The sequence below is a fragment of the Sporolactobacillus pectinivorans genome (assembly GCF_002802965.1).
Taxonomy (GTDB): Bacteria; Bacillota; Bacilli; order Bacillales; family Sporolactobacillaceae; genus Sporolactobacillus; species Sporolactobacillus pectinivorans.
Map to the genome: position 1 here is coordinate 2,618,229 of NZ_NXGA01000001.1, position 22,885 is coordinate 2,641,113.

At 43.9% G+C, this 22,885-nt stretch carries 21 protein-coding genes; 10 read left to right on the forward strand and 11 right to left on the reverse strand.

Annotated features, from left to right (window positions below):
* Positions 1-7 precede the first annotated feature (7 nt).
* From COP04_RS12690 to COP04_RS12710, 5 genes are all read right to left on the reverse strand, one after another.
* Positions 8-973: an energy-coupling factor transporter transmembrane component T family protein gene (locus COP04_RS12690; protein ID WP_100488362.1), complete on the reverse strand. Its 966-nt coding sequence runs from the start codon at positions 971-973 to the stop codon at positions 8-10.
* Complete coding sequence (locus COP04_RS12695) at positions 970-2,721, reverse strand: ABC transporter ATP-binding protein (protein WP_100488363.1); 1,752 nt, start codon at positions 2,719-2,721, stop codon at positions 970-972. Before COP04_RS12695 ends, COP04_RS12690 begins: the two co-directional genes overlap by 4 nt.
* A 61-nt stretch (positions 2,722-2,782) precedes the next feature.
* Complete coding sequence (locus tag COP04_RS12700; RefSeq protein ID WP_100488364.1) at positions 2,783-3,541, reverse strand: hypothetical protein; 759 nt, start codon at positions 3,539-3,541, stop codon at positions 2,783-2,785.
* A gap of 412 nt (positions 3,542-3,953) precedes the next feature.
* Positions 3,954-4,667, reverse strand: coding sequence for a nucleotidyltransferase domain-containing protein (locus COP04_RS12705; protein WP_100488365.1), 714 nt, complete (start codon positions 4,665-4,667; stop codon positions 3,954-3,956).
* Positions 4,668-4,802: 135 nt separating this feature from the next.
* Entirely contained in the window at positions 4,803-5,582 is a 780-nt protein-coding gene (locus COP04_RS12710; RefSeq protein ID WP_100488366.1) for a PHP-associated domain-containing protein, read from the reverse strand.
* A gap of 103 nt (positions 5,583-5,685) precedes the next feature.
* On the opposite strand from COP04_RS12710, the gene COP04_RS12715 reads away from it, so the two are divergent.
* Positions 5,686-6,522 (forward strand): MurR/RpiR family transcriptional regulator, encoded by an 837-nt coding sequence (locus tag COP04_RS12715; RefSeq protein WP_100488367.1) that lies wholly within the window; start codon positions 5,686-5,688, stop codon positions 6,520-6,522.
* A 146-nt stretch (positions 6,523-6,668) separates the two neighbouring features.
* On the opposite strand, the gene COP04_RS12720 is transcribed toward COP04_RS12715, so the two are convergent.
* Positions 6,669-7,649, reverse strand: a complete 981-nt coding sequence (locus COP04_RS12720) for a YeiH family protein (protein ID WP_100488368.1) — start codon at positions 7,647-7,649, stop codon at positions 6,669-6,671.
* 102 nt (positions 7,650-7,751) lie between these two features.
* Between COP04_RS12720 and COP04_RS12725 the strand changes: the two genes are divergently transcribed.
* The 4 genes from COP04_RS12725 (at position 7,752) to COP04_RS12740 (ending at position 13,531) form a co-directional block, all read left to right on the forward strand.
* Positions 7,752-8,618 carry a LysR family transcriptional regulator gene (locus tag COP04_RS12725; protein WP_100488369.1) on the forward strand — a complete coding sequence of 289 codons (867 nt, stop codon included), beginning with the start codon at positions 7,752-7,754 and terminating at the stop codon, positions 8,616-8,618.
* Positions 8,619-8,776: 158 nt separating this feature from the next.
* Complete coding sequence (locus COP04_RS12730; RefSeq protein WP_162297098.1) at positions 8,777-9,226, forward strand: MarR family winged helix-turn-helix transcriptional regulator; 450 nt, start codon at positions 8,777-8,779, stop codon at positions 9,224-9,226.
* Positions 9,223-12,444: an MMPL family transporter gene (locus tag COP04_RS12735; RefSeq protein WP_100488371.1), complete on the forward strand. Its 3,222-nt coding sequence runs from the start codon at positions 9,223-9,225 to the stop codon at positions 12,442-12,444. Before COP04_RS12730 ends, COP04_RS12735 begins: the two co-directional genes overlap by 4 nt.
* A gap of 52 nt (positions 12,445-12,496) precedes the next feature.
* Entirely contained in the window at positions 12,497-13,531 is a 1,035-nt protein-coding gene (locus tag COP04_RS12740) for an SDR family oxidoreductase (RefSeq protein ID WP_100488372.1), read from the forward strand.
* 90 nt (positions 13,532-13,621) lie between these two features.
* Here COP04_RS12740 and COP04_RS12745 read toward each other — a convergent pair whose 3' ends face one another.
* Complete coding sequence (locus tag COP04_RS12745) at positions 13,622-15,481, reverse strand: DHA2 family efflux MFS transporter permease subunit (RefSeq protein ID WP_100488373.1); 1,860 nt, start codon at positions 15,479-15,481, stop codon at positions 13,622-13,624.
* Between the two features lie 153 nt (positions 15,482-15,634).
* On the opposite strand from COP04_RS12745, the gene COP04_RS12750 reads away from it, so the two are divergent.
* Both COP04_RS12750 and COP04_RS12755 read left to right on the forward strand, forming a co-directional pair.
* Positions 15,635-16,249: a TetR/AcrR family transcriptional regulator gene (locus COP04_RS12750; protein ID WP_100488374.1), complete on the forward strand. Its 615-nt coding sequence runs from the start codon at positions 15,635-15,637 to the stop codon at positions 16,247-16,249.
* Positions 16,250-16,333: 84 nt separating this feature from the next.
* Positions 16,334-16,756, forward strand: coding sequence for a DUF2000 domain-containing protein (locus COP04_RS12755; protein WP_100488375.1), 423 nt, complete (start codon positions 16,334-16,336; stop codon positions 16,754-16,756).
* A 473-nt stretch (positions 16,757-17,229) separates the two neighbouring features.
* Here the strand turns inward: COP04_RS12755 and COP04_RS12760 are convergent, their stop codons facing one another.
* The 3 genes from COP04_RS12760 to COP04_RS12770 form a co-directional block, all read right to left on the reverse strand.
* A complete protein-coding gene (locus tag COP04_RS12760; RefSeq protein ID WP_162297099.1) occupies positions 17,230-18,027 on the reverse strand; it encodes a helix-turn-helix domain-containing protein in 798 nt (265 codons plus the stop codon).
* A gap of 49 nt (positions 18,028-18,076) precedes the next feature.
* Entirely contained in the window at positions 18,077-18,649 is a 573-nt protein-coding gene (locus tag COP04_RS12765; protein ID WP_100488377.1) for a DUF2087 domain-containing protein, read from the reverse strand.
* A 77-nt stretch (positions 18,650-18,726) separates the two neighbouring features.
* Positions 18,727-20,163 carry an aminotransferase-like domain-containing protein gene (locus COP04_RS12770; RefSeq protein ID WP_100488378.1) on the reverse strand — a complete coding sequence of 479 codons (1,437 nt, stop codon included), beginning with the start codon at positions 20,161-20,163 and terminating at the stop codon, positions 18,727-18,729.
* A 190-nt stretch (positions 20,164-20,353) separates the two neighbouring features.
* Between COP04_RS12770 and COP04_RS12775 the strand changes: the two genes are divergently transcribed.
* The 3 genes from COP04_RS12775 (at position 20,354) to COP04_RS12785 (ending at position 22,184) form a co-directional block, all read left to right on the forward strand.
* Positions 20,354-20,968: a LysE/ArgO family amino acid transporter gene (locus COP04_RS12775; protein ID WP_100488379.1), complete on the forward strand. Its 615-nt coding sequence runs from the start codon at positions 20,354-20,356 to the stop codon at positions 20,966-20,968.
* 152 nt (positions 20,969-21,120) lie between these two features.
* A complete protein-coding gene (locus tag COP04_RS12780) occupies positions 21,121-21,702 on the forward strand; it encodes a TetR/AcrR family transcriptional regulator (protein ID WP_100488380.1) in 582 nt (193 codons plus the stop codon).
* Positions 21,703-21,707: 5 nt separating this feature from the next.
* Positions 21,708-22,184, forward strand: a complete 477-nt coding sequence (locus COP04_RS12785) for a flavodoxin domain-containing protein (protein ID WP_100488381.1) — start codon at positions 21,708-21,710, stop codon at positions 22,182-22,184.
* 64 nt (positions 22,185-22,248) lie between these two features.
* Here the strand turns inward: COP04_RS12785 and COP04_RS12790 are convergent, their stop codons facing one another.
* Positions 22,249-22,818 (reverse strand): DJ-1/PfpI family protein, encoded by a 570-nt coding sequence (locus COP04_RS12790; protein WP_100488382.1) that lies wholly within the window; start codon positions 22,816-22,818, stop codon positions 22,249-22,251.
* Positions 22,819-22,885: the final 67 nt, after the last annotated feature.

Sequence of the window (22,885 nt, forward strand, 5' to 3'; positions counted from 1 at the left end):
TCCATTTTTAATTACCGCTTCCGCGAAGACCAACTCCAAGCATGATAACCACAACAACTCCGAGGACGGCCATTGTGACATAGGCCCAAGCGAGTTTGTCTTCCAATGTAAAAGTGTGGTCTGTTAACGATCCCCGTTGTGCGTTGGCACCGAATGCTCGTGCATCCGCAACCATCGCCATTGTATGTGTCCCGCGCAGTGAATTAATAAATAAAGGAACGGTCAGCACAGGTAAAGCCATACAAAATCGTTTCAGATAATTCACCCAGCCGCGAAGCTGCCACCACTTGTCGGGATGACTGAAATCATAGCCTCTGACCTCCATGGCCTGCACCAGAGTATTGAATTTTTCGAACATTAGCGGTAGAAAGCGCAGACCAGAAGAAAGCGCAAATCCGAGTTTTACAGGCATTTTCAACTTCATGCAGGCCCAAATGATTTCTGCCGGCTCCGCGGTATACATGAGAAGAAGTGAGGCCAGTGATACACAGAGAAATCGCCCGGTCTGCTGCAATCCGTACTGAAGTCCCTGAACGGAAAGTCCCTGATGTCCTGTCCAGCTGAGCGTCCACGGAAAAAGAAACAGAAAATCGTGATTCGTATTATAGAGAATACCCTGGCTCCATATTTGTCCAAATGCCGGGATAATCGACATCGCAATGACAACCCGGATCCTCGCTTTGGATGGTTTAACCAACAACCAGGGTATGACAGATACTAAGCATAAAGCAAAAACCCAGCTCCAGTTTAAAAAAACGGATAGAAGCCCGATGATGACCGGAAACAAGACTTTTAGCCGGGGATCAAGCCGATGTATGATCGTATCATGTCCCTCATAGCTCAGCATGTTACGTAACCCTTTGATCCCTACCAATTTCATGAAGCTCAGCGGAATGAGAGCGGGGATCATGAACATAAGAAGATAACCAAGAATGGTCTGTCCAATCAAGTTATGGAAAAAAAACTGACTCATATCGACATCCTTCCTTTTCCCCTGCTGATCTCAGCCCGGTCTGCCGCCCCGATCGAACGTAAAAACTCATCTACACTTAATGAAACCCAGCTTCTCCGTTCATCCGTCAGCAGCCCGTGCAGATGGGCGACAGGCGGCGGAACCACATGGCACTCAGCTAATTGTTCAAAATGGGCAAACACTCTTTCGGGACGGTCATTCAAAATCATTCGACCATGGTTCAGTACACACAACCGATCTGCGTAATGGGCGATAGCTTGCATGTCGTGCGAAATCATGAGATAGGTCAGTCCCTGTTCATCGCGCATATCATCCAGAAATTTTAGAAAGGCACGTGCATGCCCTTCATCCTGCCCGGTCGTCGGTTCATCCAGGATCATGACTTTAGGCGACGATGACAGCAGTGCGGCAAGCGCCGGACGTTCTTTCTGTCCATAGCTGAGCTTGTATGGATTCGCATCCAGGCGATCAGACAAGTCAATTAGCGCCGCAAGTTGCTCTTCCGTATAGGCAGCTTCAGACCGCGACCGACGGCCATAAGTTTTAGCAAAACCCAATTCGTTTTTCACGGTTGCAGAAAAAATCATATTCTCAGCTGATTGAAAAAGATAACCGACTTTTTCGGATTGCCTTGATATTTCACCTGCTTTGACCGGACTTCCATAGCACAGGACCTTGCCTGATGTGGGTTTGTTAAAACCCATGGATAAGGCCGCGAGCGATGTTTTTCCTGATCCATTGGCACCGGCAATGGCCACCCACTCATTTTGCCGGACTTCAAGATTCAGATCCTGAAGCACCTGTTTGTCCCCAAAGCTTAAGCCTACATTCTTCCATTGAAGGAGCGGATCCCCCGGCTCAAACCGTGATTCCCTTGAGGATGAGGATCTGGCCAGTGCTGCCGCGTAAGATGTCCCGCGCAGTGCATCTGCAGCTTCCTCAACTGTCAGCGCTATGCTGCCGTGAAAAACATCAGGCAGTGCATAGCTTAATTGCACCATCTGAGGAACGGAAACACCTAATCTCTGCCATAGTTGAAGATCACTGAATGCCTTTCTGGGTGGGCTGTCGACAATAATTTTACCCTGCTCCATCAGCAATACACGATCCACCCATGGAATGACCTCATCAATCTTATGCTCGATAAGAATTACTGTCATACCAAGATCTTTATTTAGATGCCGGAGAACGCTCAGGACTTCCTGCGTCCCGACCGGATCCAAATCCGAGGTAGGTTCATCCAAAACAAGAATCTTAGGTTCCATGGAAAGGGCCGCCGAAATGGCTACCCGCTGCTTCTGTCCCCCGGACAATACTTCAATGAGCGCTTCGCGGTATTCGTCAGATCCGGTATACCTCAGGGATTGATCCACACGACGTTTAATTTCTTCATGTGGCAAATTAAGGTTTTCGGGCCCAAAGGCCACTTCCAGATCCACTTTGAACGAAATCAGCTGATTATCAGGGTTCTGGAACACCATACCTATGAGCTGTGATGCCTCATGAATCTTCATTTCGGATAAATTTTTTCCATCCATATATACAGCACCATTCATAAACCCCGCTACTCTGTTAGGAATCAAGCCGGACAGCGCAAGCCCCAGAGTAGATTTTCCACATCCGGACGGACCGGCAAGCAGTACAAACTGACCTGCGGGAATGTCAAGCTCCACGTTCTTTAACGCGCTTTCCTTCTCATCAGGATAGCGAAAGGTCAAATGATCGAGGTGTAAATTATGACTGTTCATTGTTTTACCTGCCCGTCATTTAAGACTTTTTCTGATCCGTTTTTTCTGCAGCATTAATTTTTCAACTTTTAGGCGCATCGCCAGTCGGTGGCGGGGTGATCTTGGCTCTACCGCCCAATTGAGTAATCGACTTTGAAACTCTGACTGCAGCGTGGACGAACATCAGCGTATAAAGCAAATGGAATCCTCCGTCCGAGATGAGCTGAAGAATATCTTTTCCAATCGTCGTCATTTCGCCTTTAAGAAAAGGCCCCATTACAAAATCATCTAACTGGGTACGAGGGAAATCTTTCAGAAAACCTACGAAAATTGCGTCAACGAAAATCATTTTCGGGTTCGCCAAGAACTTCTTTCCACGGTACATAATGTACATATCGATAAAAATCCCTTGATACAAATACTTTGGCCATTCAATCGGATTGACACCTGAACCGCCATAAATAAGCTGTTCCAGAAAATATTTCAAGAAGATCAGTGCCGTCGCAGCACCTGGTTTACGAATAACTGCAATGCCTGTAATAAGGACAAATTCATATGGCAGGCCTTTGACGCCCATGAAGTCTAAGAGATTGCCGATGCCTGGAATCGTTTGAACAATCGGTCCGATGAAATTATCACCGAGTATACTGTTCGCTACCATACAAAGAACACCGATAATGGCAACACTTATGATATCTTGCGTCGTCCAGCGATTGCCGTCTTCTTTTCTGGAATTTCTCCAAACCATAAATAACGTTCCGAGAATCACGATCCAAATAACTACATACAGAGTAGCAGCTACACCGACGGGCACAACAACAGTTGTGTTCCAAAACTTCAAACCATCCACTCCCTCTCACTGATCCGATTTTTTCTCCGGTATCTACCGAAGTTGCCTTCATTATGCTCCTGAAATGTAACCACCATATTAAGCTGTAAATAAACGATTGTAAAAAATGTTCCATATATTAAATAATGTAATTTTTATATCATAAAAAATCCATATTCAGCTCATCCGGAGAAAAGTTTTGATTCATTGCCTTTTCTTTTAATAAGGCTTTATTAAACTTGTCTATTGTTTTCCGCCCCATGCGCTCGCTGATCCCCCAGGAGTCTCGCGCCTTCCGCTCCAATCAACGGAGGGCAAAAACAACATTGAATTTAAACATAGCCTTTAATAAAAAAATCCCCGGTTTTTATTTCCCAGAGATTTTCATAAATATAACTTACTATTTACCAATTTATCGGTTTGTTTAAGCACTCCGTGATAGCCTATTTAAACACGAAATGGTCCACTCAATTATCCTGATCGCCGTTTCAATTCGCTGTGTTGTATCACCGGTGAATAGGAGTTTAATTTCTTCATCCACATTCTCAGGCACTCTTTTTAATTTTTTTAAATGATAAAAAACTAAGCCATTGGGCGGTACAGGCTTACTGTTTACAGCCCAAAGTCCCTCAAGTATTTTCCATGAAGTGGTTGCAACTACAAAGGCAGCTTTTAATTCATCATCAGCCTCTCTTGCTGCTTCAATTTTGATTAGAGCCGTTTCAAGCCAGTAAACGATGGATTTCACTTCACTCTTAGGCACTTCATATTGTTCAAGCACGTTATTTGCCAACTCTTTGATTTGTGAAAACTTTCTTCGGTAATCAAAAAGAATAATTGAATCCAGAAAGTTGTACAATCCCATTGAGGACGATTTGCACTTGTAAACTGCCCGTTCAAAGTCAGCATATTTCATCTCGACAAGGATGTTGCCGCGATATTCCGAACAAAGTGGCCTGTTCAATCCATCTTCAAGTAACACATAGAAGTCTATATCCGAAGTTTGGTAATTTTCCCCGCGAGCCACGGAGCCCTGAAGAAGCAATCCTATAATTTCACCATCTTGCACCGCTTCATCATATATCTCGGCAACCAAACATCGATGAGCAATACTTTTGATAAACGACAGATCAATCATAACTCGCCTCCGGGTAAAACTTGGGATATAAATAATCAAAGATATATAATTTATAACTGAATTTTTGATTGTTTGAGCTGCATATCACACGCAACAGGGCAGGTTGAAGAAGGAGAAGTATTGCTTGATGCGGGATCAGGATAATACTCTTGAAGCTAATCTTAGCTGCCAATTTTCCTTCAGTAAATTTTTTGCCGTTTTAGCGGCTCTGACCCTTAATGATAAGTCATCTGAAATCCTGACTTTGTAACTCCCTGATAAAACTGCCTGACGCAGTTCCTCAACTGTATTACAATCCATTTTAAATTTATTATAAACACAGCTGATCTGCAAAGGATGGTGGGCATCGCTGCCTGCTACAACGGACTTGCCGAGCCTGACAGCAAAATCGTACACTTTTTCTTTCATTCGCTTTACCCCATACATGTTCAAATCTTTGCCATTCAAATCAAACGCATCGAACTGTTTCAACAAGTCTTCGGGAAGATTAAAGAGCGGATTGGCTTCTCTGAATGGATGCGCACCGATTTTCATGAAATCGTATGGTTCGCCGATCTGAAACAAATGTTCCAAAGGTATAAAACTCGTATCTGTTGTATAAGGTTCCAGCTGTTCGCGTAATTCTTTTACTGCATGACGATCGCCTGTAAATAAAACATGCCCGCCTTCCTGAATATTAATTTCCATACCAGGAAAAACTTTGAACCCGTCCACATCGTAGTACCCACTTTCATATTGAAACTGTTCATCGAGTGTTTTATAAATTTCGTAAAACCGATCCGTGTTAAAGTGTTCAGTCAACGTAAATGCATCCAATCCTTCATGGCGGGCTTCTTTAATCATACTTAAAAAATACTCAAGTGAAAAATCAATCTTTTTTGTAAATTTAACATGAGTATGGAAATCAATCTTCATCGGTGTCACTCCTCTGGAAATTAATTATCAATTTGTAATTAATGATATATTTTTTTCAGCCAATATTCAAGTATAATAATAATCACAGAAAGGAAGTTTGCTCATGTCAAATTCATTTACCTGGGATCTAACCAGCCTATCCCCGATACAAAAAAAAATAGCCGATTTTATCGAGAAAAACATTGAACACTTGCCATTTATGACTGAGCGTGACATTGCCGCTAAAATTCCGACAAGCATCGCATCTGTCTCACGATTCTGGAGCGCTGTCGGCTTTTCAAACCTTAAAGAATTCAAAAAAAGTATTCAAATATATAATGAGGTCACGCCTGCAAACAAGATGAAAAACACCTTTAATCGCGTTTCAGAAGACGATCTTCCGGGCGCCCTGCTTGAAGGTGCCACCGCCTACCTTAGCGAGACATCTCAGCATCTGTCTCGCGACACATTCGAACAGGCTGTTGAAAAAATTGTTCATGCAGATAAAATTTTTATATTCTCTCCCGGCCCATCCGAAGGGTTAGGGACGTTATTGCGCTTTCGGCTTAACCGTTTTGGCATGACCATTCAGCCGATGCCTAACAGTGGCCACGAACTGTTCGAATCGCTGGTCAACATCTCGGCGGATGACACGGTCATCTGTTTCAGTTTTGCCAATATACTGCCTGAGACCAGAGTCATACTGGATTATGCCGCTGACGTTAAATTTACGACGGTCGTGATCACCGATTTACTCGTGACTGACCTGAATCAGCTTGCCGATATTGTGCTTTATACCGCACGCGGCCAAATTTGGGAATTCCACTCCATGGTGGCACCAACGGCTGTCATTGAAAGCCTCATTATCGCTGTTGGCTTTCGCCTTCAGGAACAATCCGTGGCAAAGTTAGATATGATACAAGCATTGCGGAAACGCTATGCCCTCTTGCTGCCAAGATAATAAGACTGTTCCTGCTGGCGCGCAGTAACCGTGTGCAGCAAAACCAGTCTTATTTTAGGCGATCACCTCTACTTTTTTGCCTTCGGACAAGAAAACAAGCATGTCCTGTTCCTAGAAGCTCGGTACTTCAGTGCCGATGTAGTTCACTAGAGCGATTGTATGGCAAGTGACGTAATTGACAACACGGCCCAGCAAATAAATCCAAGTAAAATCGGTCTGCCGCCGTTTTTGACAAGCTTCACTACATTGGTGTTCAAACCAATTGAAACCATGGCCATCACAATCAGGAATTTTCCAAACTGCACAAAAAAATTAATCACGTCACCCGGAAGAGGCAGAAAAGTGCTGACTACGGACGCCAGGACAAAACCGAGCACAAACCACGGGAAGATTTTCGAAAAATGGTAGCTATTATTATTTTTCCGTGCCGTTTTACGTGAATAATAAAGGGCGAGCACCAGCGTGACGGGCACGATCATCAGTGTGCGGGTCAGTTTGACAATCACAGCAAGATTGCCCGCTGCATGGCTAAAAGTATAGCCCGCTGCCACAACCGACGAAGTATCATTGACGGCCGTCCCGGTCCACAATCCGAAATTTTGATTGCTCATACCCAGTACATGTCCGAGAAAAGGAAATAAAAACGCCGCAATCACATTAAAAAGAAAAATTGTGGAAATCGAATGCGCCACTTCTTTTTCGTCTGCATCAATGACCGGCGCGGCTGCTGCAATCGCAGAACCTCCGCAGATCGCGGTTCCTACCCCAATCAAAGTTTGCGTCTTTCCTTCGATTTTGAGCAGTTTTCCGGCGACATAAGCCGTCAGAAATGCGGCTGCCAGTGTAAATACAAGCAGTTCAAGCGTCTGGCCCCCTACTTTAATAATATTAAACAGATTAAGCCCAAACCCCATGAGAATAACGGAATATTGCAGTACCTTTTTTGACGTATATTTGACCCCGTCCTCAAACAGGAAAGGCCTTTTCCAAAAAGATAACAGCATGCCTGACAAGATGCCCAGAACCGGACTGCCGATAATCGGAAAAAATGTTCCGATCAGCCAGGCAGGTATTGCAAGAACTGCCGCCAAGATAATTCCCGGCAATATTATTGTGATTTTGTTCACATGATCACTCCTTATGCTGGCAATTATAGGGCTTGTACATGAATAATTAAAATATTATTATTTTATTATTATCATAAGTAAATAGTTATGGAGGAGAAAAAAGTGACACTCAGACATTTGCGAATATTCATTGCGGTCTGTGATGTAATGAACATGACTGCCGCTGCTGAGGCGCTCTTTATGTCGCAGCCTGCCGTCAGCCAGGCCATCTCTGAACTCGAAAAACATTATGGCGTGCGCCTTTTTGAAAGGCTGTCACGAAAGCTCTATTTAACGCAAGCCGGGGAAAAACTATTAAGTTATGCACGTCACATGATCAGAATGAGCAAGGATGTCGAGATAGAGATGCGAACCCTGAACGAGACGAGTATGATCAGGGTCGGCGCGAGTGTTACTGTCGGTGCCCATGTACTGCCAAAACTCGTGAGCAGCTTTCAAGATTCGAACCCCAGGGTAAAAGTTGAGGTGATTGAGGATAATACCGCAAAGATTGAGAAAATGGTCCTTCAAGACCAAATTGATTTCGCACTCGTTGAGGGCGAAACAGTCTCAACCGATCTGATCAAAAAGCCTTTTATGGAGGATGAACTGGTGCTGATCTGCGGCACCCGGCATCCCTTCGCCCCGCTTCCCGTCATCACCCCGGATGAACTTGAGAAAGAGCCATTCATTATTCGTGAGGAAGGCAGCGGGACTCGGAAAACGTTTGAAGACGTGATGACAAGTGCTTCATTGTCATGGGAAGTAATATGGACGTGCAACAACGCTGACTCAATCAAAATGGCCGTTTCCGAAGGGCTTGGTGTCTCTGTCATTTCAAAACGTGCGGTTAGAAATGAAGTCCATTCCGGATTGCTGCGCATCAAAAAAATCGATGGACTGCATTTCAAACGTCAATTTAACCTCATTCATCATAAAAACAAATACCTGACATGTTCCATGCAAAAATTCATTGATTCATGTTTTTAAACTTTAGAGTTTATAAAGTGCAGAACAGAGCCTAATTTTTTAAGGTTCTGTTTTTATTCATGTTCTTTTATGTAAAAATGGTTGACACAGTAAACTATTTGTTGGTAAAATACAAAACAGTTAACACAGTTATCTATTTTTCAGAAAGGATGCATGCTATGGAATTAGATTCGATCCGAGCACTAATCAAGGATTACGAAGAACTGTCAATTTATGCAATGAATCAAGTACATGAGTCTATTGAAGAAATCTCCCGGAGCAATCAAATTACCTTTGAGCAATTTTGCCTGCTTCGGCTGCTGGTAAACTCTCCCGGCATCAGCCCGGTTCAGATTGCGGAACGCCTGAATATCAATAAAAGCGGCGTTAGTATCCGGATCGGCAGATTGCTGGATAAGGGATTCATTGAAAAAAAGAAAATTGACAACAGAAGTTTCGCCCTCTACACTTCTGAAAAAGGGAGAGCACTTTTCGAGCAAGGAGAAAAGAAAATTCAGATGCTGGTTGAAGAGTGGATTCAGGAGCTCGGCGAAAAAGACAGCAGAGAATTCATACGCATCTATAAGAAAATCAACACGATCATCATCAGATTGAGGGCTGAAAAATGAAGAAAATCATCTCTTTACGCTGGGCATTTCTAGCCATCTGGATTATCGGTCTGGCTGTGCTTATCATCACTTCACCCAATATGAATCAGCTGGTTCTTGAGAAGGGCGGATACTCCTTTCCAAACAACTATTCCTCAAGCATTGCAGGCAATCTTGAGAAAAAAATCGGCGGAAACAGCAACGGTACAACTTATCTGGCTGTTTTCCACTCCGACAAAGGCCTGTCTCAGAATGACAAGGCATCGATTAAGCAAACACTGCAAAAAATTAAGAACAACAAAGCAGCACTGCATATACAAAGTGTTACAGACAGTTTTGACAACAGCAGCCTGAAAAATGAACTTGTTTCAAAGAACAATAAGACAGTGATGGCAATGCTGCAGATTGAAAACACCAAAAATCTGACGGTCCATCAAGTACGGACAGCTATTGATGCACAAATAAAAACTAACGGTGTCAGTACCTATCTTACAGGTCAGCAGTTGATCAATGACGATATGAACACGACTGCTCAGGAAGGACTGAAAAAGACGGAATGGATCACCGTTATTTTCATTCTTGTCGTTCTGCTCCTTGTCTTCCGTTCAGTCGTTGCCCCGCTTATTCCACTGGTTTGCGTAGGCATCAGTTATGTCGTTGCTCAGTCCGTCGTGGCTTTTCTCGTTAAATATTTTAATTTTCCTATTTCGAACTTCACTCAGATCTTTATGGTTGCAATTATGTTCGGTATCGGGACAGATTACTGTATCCTCTTGCTGAGTCGGTTTAAGGAAGAACTGGCAAACGGAAAAGACAAGCACGAAGCGACAATAAACACGTTCAAGACAGCAGGAATCACGGTTCTGCACAGCGGCATCCCGGTTTTTATCGCCTTTCTTTCGCTTGCCTTTGTCCAGTTCTCCCTGTATCGCAGTGCGGTTGCCGTCGGAGTCGGGGTGGTTTTTCTCCTGATTGCCCTGTTTACAATCCTTCCGCTATTTACCGCAACTCTTGGCAACAGATTGTTCTGGCCGATGAACAAAAATATTAAGCAGTCCAAGAGCGGTATCTGGGCCTGGGCCGGCAATCTCTCTTTTACAAAACCGATTATTGCTTTACTGATCGTTGGTCTGTTCACTATTCCGCCGATTATCGCTTACCACGGCCAGCCGTCATTCAATTCGCCTGAAGAAATTCCAAATAAATACGCGTCAAAGGAAGGCTTTAATATTGTTTCAAGAGACTTCGGTGCAGGAAATATTTCTCCGGCCACGATTTATTTTCAGAATGACGTGAACATGCGATCGGCAGATTACGTAGCGTTGATGGAACGGATTTCTGAACAAATAGCCAAAGAGCCGCACGTTGACAAAGTGTTGAGCGTATCACGTCCTCTAGGAAGCCGCCTGAACGGTATCTATGTCAAAAATCAGGCAGGCTCGGTGCATAGCGGATTGTCCGATGCCTCGGCGGGATTGGGAAAAATTAAAAACAGTCTGAAGGATACGAGCAAACAGATAAACGCTTCCCAGCCGCAGCTGAACAGTGCTTTATCGGATATCGGCAAACTCCAGGCTGGCACAAATAAGACAGGCAGCGGGATTGGTACCATGCAGGCCGCGCTGACGCAGATTTCCAGCGGCATCAAATCCGGCGCATCCGGCACCTCGGAGATCAGAAAAAACATTCAGAGCGCGCAAACCCAGCTGGCACAGCTGCAATCCGGGCAAAATCAGATTCAAAACGGCTATCAGCAGGTCGCCGCTAATCTGCAGAAGATTTCTAATCAGCTTGGACATTTTTCTTCGGCAAACGGCCAGCCGGCAATTGATACCACCGGTCTTGAGCAAACGCTCGGATCAATGGGAAACAATTTAAAGGCCTATATTGCAAAACATCCGGAAGCACTCAGTGATCCGAATTTTGCTCAATTAGCATCAGAAATTCAGCAGCTGCCTGGAGTGATGACCAATCTGCAGCGTTCAATACAAACGTCCATTGATCAACAGACAAAGAGTGCACAAGCCCAAATTAAGCAGTTAAACAGCGGCATCCAGTCATTGGCGAATGCCATGAATCAACTGAATCAGCAATCTGATAAAATCACGAACGGTATCAGCCAGTTCAGAGCTGGTCTCTCCCAAATTGATTCTGGACTTGGGCAACTGGAAACCGGGTTGAATCAGGCGGGAAACGGCCAGGATCAGGTGATCGCAAAGATGCCGCAGATCACGGATGCTCTAAATCAGATTGCATCCGGCCAGGGTAAGATGAAAACCGGGTTTGGGCAAGTCCAAAGTCAAATGGGCACGCTTTCTGAAGGATTGGTCAAAGGTTCAGACGGAGCTGGCAAAATTCAAAGTGGTATCAATTCGGCCAATGACTTTATCAATAACTGGGCAAACGTTCCCTATGATAATTCGGGAATCTACGTACCAAATTCAATCTTCTCAAATGCAGCCTTCAAAAAATCGCTGGATCAGTACATGAGCAAAGATGGAAAGGTTGCCAGTATCAGCGTTATTTCAAAGGATGATCCTTATTCCAACCAAGGTATCCGCAACTTTCAGTCTCTGAAAAATCAGCTTCCGTCAATGCTTAAGGGAACAGCACTAGAAAATGCCCATATCGGTATTGGCGGCATTGCAAGTTCGAACAGTGACATCCAGAAAATGGAGAGTTCAGATTATTCACATGCGCTCATTTTTGTACTGATCGGTGTCTTTATTGCCCTTGTTATCGTTCTGCGCTCACTGACAATGCCGATTTACCTGATGGCTTCGCTGCTTCTCACATATCTTGCATCACTCGGCTTCAGTGAACTGATTTTCACTAAGCTCTTCCATTATTCCGGTCTGACTTGGACGACACCGTTTTTTGCCTTTATTATTCTCATGGCCCTGGGCATTGATTATTCGATCTTTGTTATGACACGCTTTAATGAATATGCCCATCTGGCGATTAAAAAACGAATGATTCTAACGCTCTGGCACATGGGCAACGTCATCTTTTCCGCTGTCATTATTCTTGGCGGAACGTTTGCCGCCATGCTTCCGTCCGGTATGCTTTCGCTGGTCGAGATTGCAACAACTACGATCATCGGCCTGGCACTCTATGCGGCAATCGTCATCCCGCTTTTTGTACCTGTTATGGTTAAATTTTTCGGGCGTGGGAACTGGTGGCCGTTTTCTGAAAGAAAGACAGATTCATTAGTCTCTGAAGAAAGCCGTGCGGAATAAATAATCAACCAGGCAATGCATCTGTGAGCCTGCGGGAAATGGAGAACATCCTATGAAAAAACATACGCTACTGGTAACCGGCGGAACTGGTTATTTGGCTTCATGGATCATCAAAGGGCTCCTGGAAGAAGGCCATGATGTCAGAATCACTGTCAGAAATAAAAACAATTCAAAAAAATATCAGCATCTGCTTAAAATCGAAAGTGAAACAGCTGGGCGGCTTTCTGTCTTTGAAGCCGATCTGTTGAAAGAGGGCAGCTTCGATCAGGCTGTTTCTGGTTGTGATATTGTGTTCCATACGGCATCTCCCTTCTTTATCGCCGGTATCAAGAATGCGAACGATGACCTGATAAAACCGGCTAAGGAGGGGACGCGGAATGTTCTGAACGCAGTAAATAAATCTACATCTGTTGAACGAGTCGTTCTGACCAGCAGCGTCGCCGCTATCTATGGAGATAACTGTGAAATGAGGGGGAAAGCCGCTTTTAGCGAAGCAGACTGGAACGAAACAAGCAGTGCCAGCCACCAGCCATACAGTTTTTCAAAGACAGTGGCTGAAAGAGAGGCATGGGAGATGTGCAAAAAGCAGAAAAAGTGGAGTCTCGTTACAATTAATCCCTCATTTCTGCTCGGTCCGTCCCTGACCACAAGGAAAGATTCTACAAGTATTTCGACCGTCGTCGATTTTCTGAGCGGTAAATACAAAACCGGCGTGCCAGCTTTAACAATGGGCTACATCGATGTCCGTGACGTAGCGAAAGCAGAAATAGCTGCCGCTTTTACAGAAAAAGCCCATGGCAGATATCTGATTTCAGCTGGTGAGACTTCCCTTTCAGGGATCTCTGCGACACTGGAAAAATGCTTTCCGGGACAGTATCCGCTTCCTAAACGCATCGTCCCCAAAGCACTTTTTTGGCTGATCGCGCCAATGGTTGGTTACTCAAGAAAAGTCGTATCAAGAAATGCGGGACTCCCACTGAAGTTTGACAATCGAAAAAGCATAACTGATCTGGGCATGACTTACAGAAATCTTGAAACAACTCTGATCGACCAGAAAGAACAGCTTGAACGAGATGGACTGATCTAAAGAAGAAAAACAATGTGATAGCAAATTTAAGTACACTTAAACGGCCACTAAACAGGTGGCCGTTTTATTATTTTCGCTACGCCTGACCAGTTAAAACCCGTGCCCCACAAGGCTTGCTGCCTTCTTTACTTCTTTCTTTTCCGAGAAAAAACTGAATAAAAGGGCAATAATCATCATGATCGAGATGCTTCTGAAAGTCTTGCTGAACGCATGCTCTGCAGCGGTGACCATATTCTGCTGTGCTTGAGTGATCAATCGATCCATCTCGGATTTTTGCCCACTAAGTTTCCGAATGAGCTTTTTTATCAACGCTCCTTTTTCTGTCTCTGCTTTTTCATTGATCTTTATTTGAATCTGCTTCTTTTGTTCCTCTACCTGATTTTTAATGATCCGCTCCATTTTTATTCCGGAAGACTGCTTCATTTGCTGCTGACCTGCCTGATCAATTTTTGAAAAAGCTGCTGTAATAACTCTTTTCTCTGCCTTTCCAATCTGATGTTCAATTTCGATGCTGCCTGTTTTCTGAATCACTGCCACCTTGCGATCAATCGCTTCGTTCAGATTGGATTTTTTAAACGTGGCATTATTGATTTTTGATGTATTGATTGCCCTCAGTTTACTGATTACGGCTTGCTTGGCCTCGCTCATCAGTATTTTATTTTGTTCCACGTCTCGAATCATCTCTTTTTTCGCCTCGTTCAAGTTGGACTGCATCGCCGCGGTCAGAACAGCGACAAGCACCGCAATGCCAATCACACTGCCTAATGTCCGCCCCATGTTGCTGATTCCTGAGGCCATACCGAATTCATGCTCAGGGACAGGAGCAATAATGGCCGACATAATGGGTGCTAAGCAAAATCCATTGCCTGCGCCGCCTAAAACCAGAACAGAAATGATTTCAAGCCTGTTTGAATCACTGGTTAAGAAGCCCATGAGATAAGCGGACAGTATGACAATCAGAATGCCGATCACAATCACTGGTTTTGTTCCCCGTTTGCTGACTACCCCGCTGACTGCCGAACAAACCATTGTTCCAAGTGCAAAAGAGGCAAGTGTCAGTCCGGCCTGCAGAACGGAATCATGCATCAGTCTTGTCAGAAAAAAAGAACTGATAAATATCAGACCGTTCATCGCAGAAGCGATCAACAGCAAAGTGACATTTGCGCAGGAGAAATAGGAACTACGGAACAGATGAAGAGCAAGCATCGGTTCTTTGCTTTTTATTTCTACAACTAAAAACAAGAGAAGCGAGACCGCTGCCGCCGCAAAACTACCTTCAATGGACGATGATGTCCAGCCATGATCATTGCCCATGATTAGGGCATAAGTCAGTGTACTCATCGAAACAGACAGCAACAAGATGCCCAGCCAGTCAATGCGCTTCCCCGCTGTAACATCGTAAGATTCCTGAATCAGCAGGGCAGTCAGCAAAATAGCCAGCGCGCCAATTGGAACGTTCATGAAAAAGACAAAGTGCCAGTTCAGGTATTTACTGATCAACCCGCCCAGGACCGGTCCGGAAGCTCCAGCGAAGGCTGCCAATGCACCCCATATGCCGATAATTGTCTGCCGCTCTTCTTTCGAAAACAAGCCAAGAGTGATCGGGATCGAGACAGGTACAATAATCGAAGCACCAATCCCCTGCAGAACCCGAAGCAGGATCAATTGATCCACGTCCGACGTCAACCCGCACAGGAGCGATGAGCCGGTAAAAATCACCATCCCAATGATAAAAAGCTTCTTCCGGCCGAATTGATCGGCCAGCTTGGCTGCAGTCAGAAGGCAGACCGCAAAGGACATGTTGTAGCCATTAACAATCCAGGAAATAAAAGACACCGTTGTATTTGTTGCTTTCATCATGTCCGGCAATATAATATTAACAATTGTCGTGTCAAGAATAGCCATCAAAAAGCCCAGAACGGCAGCACAAAAAGCCAGATTTCTTTTCATTTAGCTTCCCACCCTTTTAATTAACAATATGTTGATTAATCATCACGCTGTTAATTATAATGAAGGCAGAAAACAGAACAATAATCAGTTCATCGGGAAAAGTTGCTTAGTCAACACAGGGCGATCAATTGATGATTAACGGAGGAAAAAAATATGAACGAGAACGACAGGCGATTTAAACGTACAGAACAAATCATTCGCGATGTTTTTGTTCAGCTGGTGAACGAAAGAGGCTTTAATCATGTGACGATTAAAGACATTACGGAACGCGCGAACCTCAACCGGGCGACTTTCTATCTTCACTACACAGACAAGTATGAATTGATGACCGCATTTCAGAAAAAATTTCTGGAAGATGCCAAAAACTTATCAACAGAAAGTAAAAAAATTGATATTTTTTCTCTTTATGACAAAGAAGAAACGATTCTCTTCTTGGTTAAGATTTTGCAATACTATAAAGATCACTCTTCAGTGATCAAAATGATGCTTAATGAAAACCGTTCCGATTTTATAAAACTGATGAAGCAACTTGTATTTCAAAATTTGTTTGAAATTCCGGCCGTCAAAGAACAAGGCAGCCAATTATCGATTCCTAAGAACTATCTAATTTCCTATATTTTTTCCGCTCATTTCGGCATTTTACAGGAATGGTTGGATACGGGAATGAAGGAAAACCCGGAAGAAATAGCAGGTATTATGTCGAAAATGACTGTACAGGGGACCATAGCCGCTTCTGGGATACTTACAGGATATGGAAAGAAGGCATGATTCCTTAAATCAAGTCAATTTTTTACTAGTCTGCTTTCTCCTTCATGTCTAAACTGATTTTGCAAGACATAAGGAGGTAACAGAATGAGCGATTCTGCAGAAAAATGCGTAATGGTCATTGACCATAGTCTTCCTCTTGGGCTGATTGCCAATACGGCGGCAATTCTGGGCTGCACACTGGGAAAAGATAAAAGTGAAATAGTTGGAAGAAACGTAACAGACGGGGGTGGTTTCCTTCATAGAGGCATCGTGCAGCTCCCCATTCCAATCCTTGCTTTATCACAGGATGGACTGAAAATGCTGCATCGGGAAATCATCGATCAATATAAGGAACGGATCACGTTAATCAGCTTTAATGATATTGCCCAGAGAAGCAAAAATTACGATGACTATGCTGAGAAGCTTGCCACTATTCCGCGGGATGACCTAAATTATCTGGGTCTGTGCCTTTATGGTGAAAAAAAGGCGATTAATCACTTAACCGGCAGTCTGCCGACATTGAAATAATTGCGTATTATCTGCCATTCTCTGAAAAAATCGGTCTTCTCACAAATAAATCAGTCTTCATAAAAAAATATCGGTCGTCCTGTAAATAAATCGGTCTTCATGAAAAAATATCAGTCGTCCTGTAAATAAATCGGTCTTCACGAAAAAATATCGGTCGTCCTGTAAATAAATCGGTCTTCACAGTAAAACAGTTAAAGTGATGCACACCATCTTTCCCATGGGTCAAGGCGGTGTCCAGTTTTTTATACTATAAGAAAGCATAAAAATTATAGTGGATTATAGTATAAGCGGCCGAATAGACATCGGATCTTCGAAAGGAACTTCGACTAAGAACGTGCACGTCCTATGCACAACGCCGAAGTCACCGCATCCTGCGGAAGTACGTCCTGTGGCATGTTCGGCATTAGGCCATCCGTGGCCGTCACAACTAAGGCTCAGCCTGCGCCAGAGGGCTTGGCTTTGCCAAGTTTTCTTTAAAAAGAAGCAGATTGTCTGCGATAGTCGATCGGAGCGACACCGGTATAAGCCTTGAAGGACTTGTCAAAGTGACTTTGATCATAGAAACCGCTGGCTACAGCGACATCGGCTATAGATTTTTGACCGTGAAGCATATTCTTCGCGCTGTTAATACGCAGATTAATGACATACTTTAGCGGTGTCATCCCCGTGTAAGCATGAAAATGGCGGATCAAGGTATACTTATCCATTCCGACACGCTCCGAAATTTCATCCATCCTTATTCTGCGCCTATAGTTCCGGATTAAAAATAGCCTAACGTCATTTAACTTATCGGAACTCATTATTTCTGAATTCTGCGTGATGCCGTTGCGATTCAGATCCATGTAATTCATCAAATGAATCAATATTTTTGATTCATTTTCTGCATTCGCCAGATTCGTTTCAAACTGATTGAACCATTGAACGAGAACCCGGAATTGATCTTCAGTTATTTGCGGATAAATGCCGCCGCGGAAGAGCCATTCACCTCCGAATTGACTCAGCCATGACGCGCTAAAATAGAGCATCCGAAAACGCCAGTTTTTTACATCGCTTGGAGAACAGCAGTGCACCGCACCCGAGGGAATAACCAGAAGTGTCCGATTGGCTAAGTAAAAAGATTGATGACCGATTCTTGCCCGGCAGCTGCCCTGCTCGATCAATCCTATAGCAACCTCATCGTGAAAGTGGGTTCTGGACGTATGAATTGCATTGGTGCATGTTTTTATTTCGATAACCCGGTTGCTATCGGCCTGGTAGTTGATACCTTCCATTCCAAACATCCTCGTAATTCATATTTATTTGCTTTTAATCATATCCCTATTACAGATCCCACAATTCCGGCGGGTTCAGCTCATACTGACCGTTTTTGCGATACATGAACTGGGTGATAATCAACTCTCTGCGCAGTGTCGCATAATCCGGATGAAATTGCCTCAAGTATTCACTAATCTCTTTTTCCGGATAGATTCTCCCGAATTCGAGTCCCTTAACGATGTGAGATAAGACAACCAGCCTTTTTTTGCGTTGCGCCGGAATGTTCTTCAGCCGGCCTTCGGGTGTAAAAAAGTTACTGAGAATAGCCGCCCGCTCTGCTTCCGTAACTGACATTTCGGACCCCCCCTCCTTTTTTCCTAACGATAAAATCGCCTTGGCACTGCTCTCTAGCGCCTTGGTGTCGAGTGAAAAATAAATGGTGTTTTTATCCCGGCGTTCTTTGATCAAACCAACTTCGCGCAGTTTCGCAATATGGTGCGTAATCGTCGGTGGCTTAAGGGAGAGCTTTCCGGCAATGGCCTGGCCATGAAGCGGCCCCTGCTGCAGCAAAGCAATAATACGAATTCGTGTTAAATCACCCAGCGCTTTATAAAATTCAACGATTCGATTAATTTGCATCAAAACACCTCTAACCAATTTATCATCTATCTAATTAGATAGTAATCAAATTAATAAGTAAATGCAAGTGCCACTTCTTATTTTCCTGATTTAATCACTAATTCTCTCAAGGCACGGATGGCTTTCTCCATTTCCTTCTGTGACGCGTAAGCATAAGACAAACGTAAATATTGCCGTGCACTGCGATCATACAAAACGCCCGGGTTAAGCAGAACACCCTTTTTCAAAGCCTGTTCAAACAAATGACGTGGATCGATCGTCGGAATCATATTTAACCAGATGTAGAAACCACCTTGAGGTATCCGCCATCTCCCAATATCTGAGAAATAAGTATCCAGCAAATCAATCAGATCATCACGTCGTTTCTTCAACTGCTTCCGGACAAAAGAAACTTGTCTCTCATATAGCCCCGTTCTCAGAAATTCTCCGGCCGCCCATTGCGACAGAGAACTCGAACCATAGTCGCTCTGCATTTTAATATCGGCAAGCCGGTCAATAACTGGCTGCGGACCCACGATCCAGCCAATTCGGAGACCTGGACTCAGTACTTTTGACAGACTGCCGATATAGAGCACATTTCCGGACTGATCCATACTTTTCAGCGCAGACGGTGGTGGCGCATCGAGCCAAAGATCACGATAGACATCGTCCTCAATAATCGGCAGACGTTCCTGCTCACAAACAGATAGCAGCTGCCTCCTTCTCTTTTCAGTCATAAGAATGCCGGTAGGATTATGAAAAGAAGGGATGGTGTAGACAATCGTCCCGTGGTATTTCTTCTTATAGTCAGCCAGTTTTCCCGGCTGCAAGCCCTCGGCGTCCATCGGCAAACTGACAAAGCGCATACCTGATGACTGGAAAACATGGACAGAATATAAATAAGAAGGTTTCTCAAGCAGCAAAGCAGAACCTCGATCAAGCAGCCCGTTCGAGATGAGCTGCAAAGCCTGGAGCGCTCCAGAAACAATAAGAATGGATGAAGGATCGGCCGTAATTCCGATCCTTTTCAAATGCAATGAAATCTGCTCTCGAAGCTGTAAATCCCCTTTGGGTTCCTGATAACCCAGCGAAAGCAATTTTGGGGGAACTTCTCTGAACAAATCGGCAAATCCGCCGGAAGGCAACAAATCGCGACTGAGTTCGCCTGTTCCCATGCGAATGATATTAGGATAGAATTCGGCTTCATTGATTTTCCGAATCATAGGCAGATTGGGTTTATACTGGCCGGACTCGACGTAAGTCTCCCAACCGCGAGTCTCCCGTTTTGCCATCAGCCCCCATGTATTATTCACAACGATTGTCCCCCCGCCGCGTCTGCCCTCGACCAATCCCTGTGCGGCCAATTCTTCAAAAGCAACAATTACGGTGCTGCGATTAACACGCAATTTTTCAGACAGTACTCGTTGCGAAGGTAATCGAGTACCTACTGTCCATTCGCCGTTTCGGATTTTTTCAATGATATAATCTGTCACTTGTACGCGCAGCGGAACAGACGAATGTCGATCAAGAATCATCACGCATTCTCCCTATCTGATCTCCATATTTGGCTGGCTAAGGATCTCTCATTTTATTCATCAACTATATTTATTCTCAATCATAACATAGTTTGGTTGGTTCATATTTTTTCATTTGGCTGGTGACTTGAGCCATTCTTCTTGCAAGAATAAAGAAAAGAGATCTTTTCTTATTTTTGGAGGTAATTTTATGTTGACTGCTATCATTCATGGCTTTATTCTCTCACTCGGCCTGATTCTGCCGCTCGGCGCGCAGAACATCTTTATCTTTAACCAAGGCGCACGATCAAAGCGTCTGTACGAAGTATTTCCTGCGGTCATTACCGCCGCTTTTTCCGATACCCTGCTTATCTATCTTGCCGTTGGCGGCGTTTCATTGCTGATTCTCTCATTCCCCTGGCTTCAAAATATTTTCCTGACTGTTGGCCTTATTTTCCTAGTTCTGATCGGCTGGACCATTTGGAAAAATTCCTCGGTTGACAAAAATAAGCAGATGCAGCGTCTTCCCATAAAAAAGCAGATCCTGTTCGCTCTTTCCGTCTCTCTACTCAATCCCCATGCCATTATGGACACGATTGGCATCATTGGCACCAACGCACTTCATTACTCTGGAAATGAAAAATGGGCATTCGCGGCTTCCTGTGCCACCGTTTCCTGGCTCTGGTTTTTCATTCTTTCTCTCGCGGGGCATCTAACTGATAAAGTAATGGATGGAACGAGAGGTATGATTTTGGTCAACAAAATTTCGGCTCTGATGATTTGGACGGTTGCATTATATTTGGGCTATTTTTTATTACATCAATAATCGTTCACCTTTAGGTTATTGACTGTCGTTTGCTGATCAGTTATATTAAAGCTATGCTGAACACCGTTTATTTTTTGATCACTGTTCGAAATCGTTTCGGGAGGTAAAAAGTTATCGGGATTAATCAAAGAAAAGAAAGAGAAAAGGCTGAAATGCAAACAAAAATACTTGAGGCAGCCCAGAGGTTAATCGAAACAGAAGGCGTTGAAAATGTTTCGATCCGCAAAATCGCTCAGGCCATCGAATATTCTCCGGCCACTATTTACCATTACTTTGACAGCAAAGAACAAATCATTGATCAAATAATCACCGATGATTATGAGAAAATGATCGCAGTGTTATCAGCTGGACCTTTTTTCGAACAGATGTCAGAAGAAAGTGTACGAAGCAATATAGCGAATTATATCAACTTTGCCGTTGCTATGGGCGACCGATACAAAAATGTGATGTTAAGCGATTCACCAACTGTTCTTGCGCATACATCCGTGCTCCAAAAAGGAGCTGAAGCAGAGCGACCGGCTATAGCGATGCTGTGCCATGCCTTGCGGGGATTTCCCGGACTGACAGAATGTAAAGACTCGGATATTGAAGTTATTGCACAGGTAATCTGGAGTATGCTTTTCGGGCTGGCTCTTCGCCTCATGACCGAGCATACAGACGAAGAACAGAAGCAGCGTCTGATTAATCAGGCGGCGGACTTTATACTGAACATGATTGAAAACAAAGGAAGGTAAACGTGATGAAAAAAATACTGATCTATGCGACAAAATACGGAAGTACGGCTGAAGTAGCACAACGATTAAACGCCGCGTTGGAAGAAAAGGGCGACTTGTTCAATGTGATGACAGACAGCGTCCCTCCGCTTGATTCGTACGAAACAGTCATTTTGGGCGGATCAATTTATATGGGGAGAGTTCAAAAGAAGCTTTCCGCATATATAAATGATCATTTAAAAGAACTGCTGACAAAAAACATCGCCCTATTCCTCTGCGCCGGGCACCCCGATGAGAAAACCAGAGAAAACGAGCTTAAGAACAGTTTTTCAGAAGCATTATACCGGAGAGCTGTTGCGAAAGATATACTGGGGTACGCGATCGATTTTGAAAAAATGCATTTTTTTGATCGACTGATTATGAGTAAAGTCAAAGGAGACCGAATCAGTACAGCTGAATATTTTGATGACCGGATTGCTGCGTTTTCAAAGGCGTTGAATTGAAAACACCTGCTGTCCACATTTTTTGAATGAAACAGCAATATAAGGCCATATCTTGTCTAAGCAGTTACTTATTTATGCCCTGACAGAGTTTTATGAGCGAACGACATTGTCCATCGTCACTCAATACTCCGATGAGCTTGCAGACGGACACTGCAAACTCAGCAAAGGCAGTTCCTTTAGCTGTGATGATGGATTGACCAACCTCAATCTCTTTTCCGGTATATATCGATTTTCTGAAGAGTGATCTGTGACTGTTATATGTATGTTCGAGACAAGTGAATTTTTTCCCGTCCAATGTCCCAGCTTTCGCTAATAAAATTGCAGAAGCACACATAGAAGCAATTGGAATACTTGACCGATAGGCAGTTGTCAGAATTTGGGCGACAGCACTGTTGTCTATCAACTGGTCAACATCATCGCCTCCGGAAATTAATACCAAGTCAAAATCATTCACATTAATATCGTGTAATGCGTATTTCGCCTGAACCCATAATCCACCAAGACTTTCTATCGCTTTTCCATCGGCAGAAACTGTATCGATTTCAGCGTTCCCCGCTTTTCTGAGCAAGAATAACGTGTGTGCGATCTCAAAATCAGCATATTGAGGATAAATGAGGAACAATACTTTTTTCAACACGTGTGACCTCCAATAAACAGTGATTCTTCTTATCAACGCGCGCAAACTTGGCTCTTCTCAAACG

Bases quoted from the DNA above. Each gene is read 5' to 3' on its own strand.
- COP04_RS12755 (WP_100488375.1), top strand. From the start codon at position 16,334: ATGAGCGATTCTGCAGAAAAATGCGTAATGGTCATTGACCATAGTCTT.
- COP04_RS12760 (WP_162297099.1), bottom strand. From the start codon at position 18,027: ATGGAAGGTATCAACTACCAGGCCGATAGCAACCGGGTTATCGAAATA.
- COP04_RS12775 (WP_100488379.1), top strand. From the start codon at position 20,354: ATGTTGACTGCTATCATTCATGGCTTTATTCTCTCACTCGGCCTGATT.
- COP04_RS12740 (WP_100488372.1), top strand. From the start codon at position 12,497: ATGAAAAAACATACGCTACTGGTAACCGGCGGAACTGGTTATTTGGCT.
- COP04_RS12785 (WP_100488381.1), top strand. From the start codon at position 21,708: ATGAAAAAAATACTGATCTATGCGACAAAATACGGAAGTACGGCTGAA.
- COP04_RS12735 (WP_100488371.1), top strand. From the start codon at position 9,223: ATGAAGAAAATCATCTCTTTACGCTGGGCATTTCTAGCCATCTGGATT.
- COP04_RS12745 (WP_100488373.1), bottom strand. From the start codon at position 15,481: ATGAAAAGAAATCTGGCTTTTTGTGCTGCCGTTCTGGGCTTTTTGATG.
- COP04_RS12715 (WP_100488367.1), top strand. From the start codon at position 5,686: ATGTCAAATTCATTTACCTGGGATCTAACCAGCCTATCCCCGATACAA.
- COP04_RS12765 (WP_100488377.1), bottom strand. From the start codon at position 18,649: ATGCAAATTAATCGAATCGTTGAATTTTATAAAGCGCTGGGTGATTTA.
- COP04_RS12690 (WP_100488362.1), bottom strand. From the start codon at position 973: ATGAGTCAGTTTTTTTTCCATAACTTGATTGGACAGACCATTCTTGGT.
- COP04_RS12780 (WP_100488380.1), top strand. From the start codon at position 21,121: ATGCAAACAAAAATACTTGAGGCAGCCCAGAGGTTAATCGAAACAGAA.
- COP04_RS12770 (WP_100488378.1), bottom strand. From the start codon at position 20,163: ATGATTCTTGATCGACATTCGTCTGTTCCGCTGCGCGTACAAGTGACA.
- COP04_RS12705 (WP_100488365.1), bottom strand. From the start codon at position 4,667: ATGATTGATCTGTCGTTTATCAAAAGTATTGCTCATCGATGTTTGGTT.
- COP04_RS12730 (WP_162297098.1), top strand. From the start codon at position 8,777: ATGGAATTAGATTCGATCCGAGCACTAATCAAGGATTACGAAGAACTG.
- COP04_RS12695 (WP_100488363.1), bottom strand. From the start codon at position 2,721: ATGAACAGTCATAATTTACACCTCGATCATTTGACCTTTCGCTATCCT.
- COP04_RS12750 (WP_100488374.1), top strand. From the start codon at position 15,635: ATGAACGAGAACGACAGGCGATTTAAACGTACAGAACAAATCATTCGC.
- COP04_RS12710 (WP_100488366.1), bottom strand. From the start codon at position 5,582: ATGAAGATTGATTTCCATACTCATGTTAAATTTACAAAAAAGATTGAT.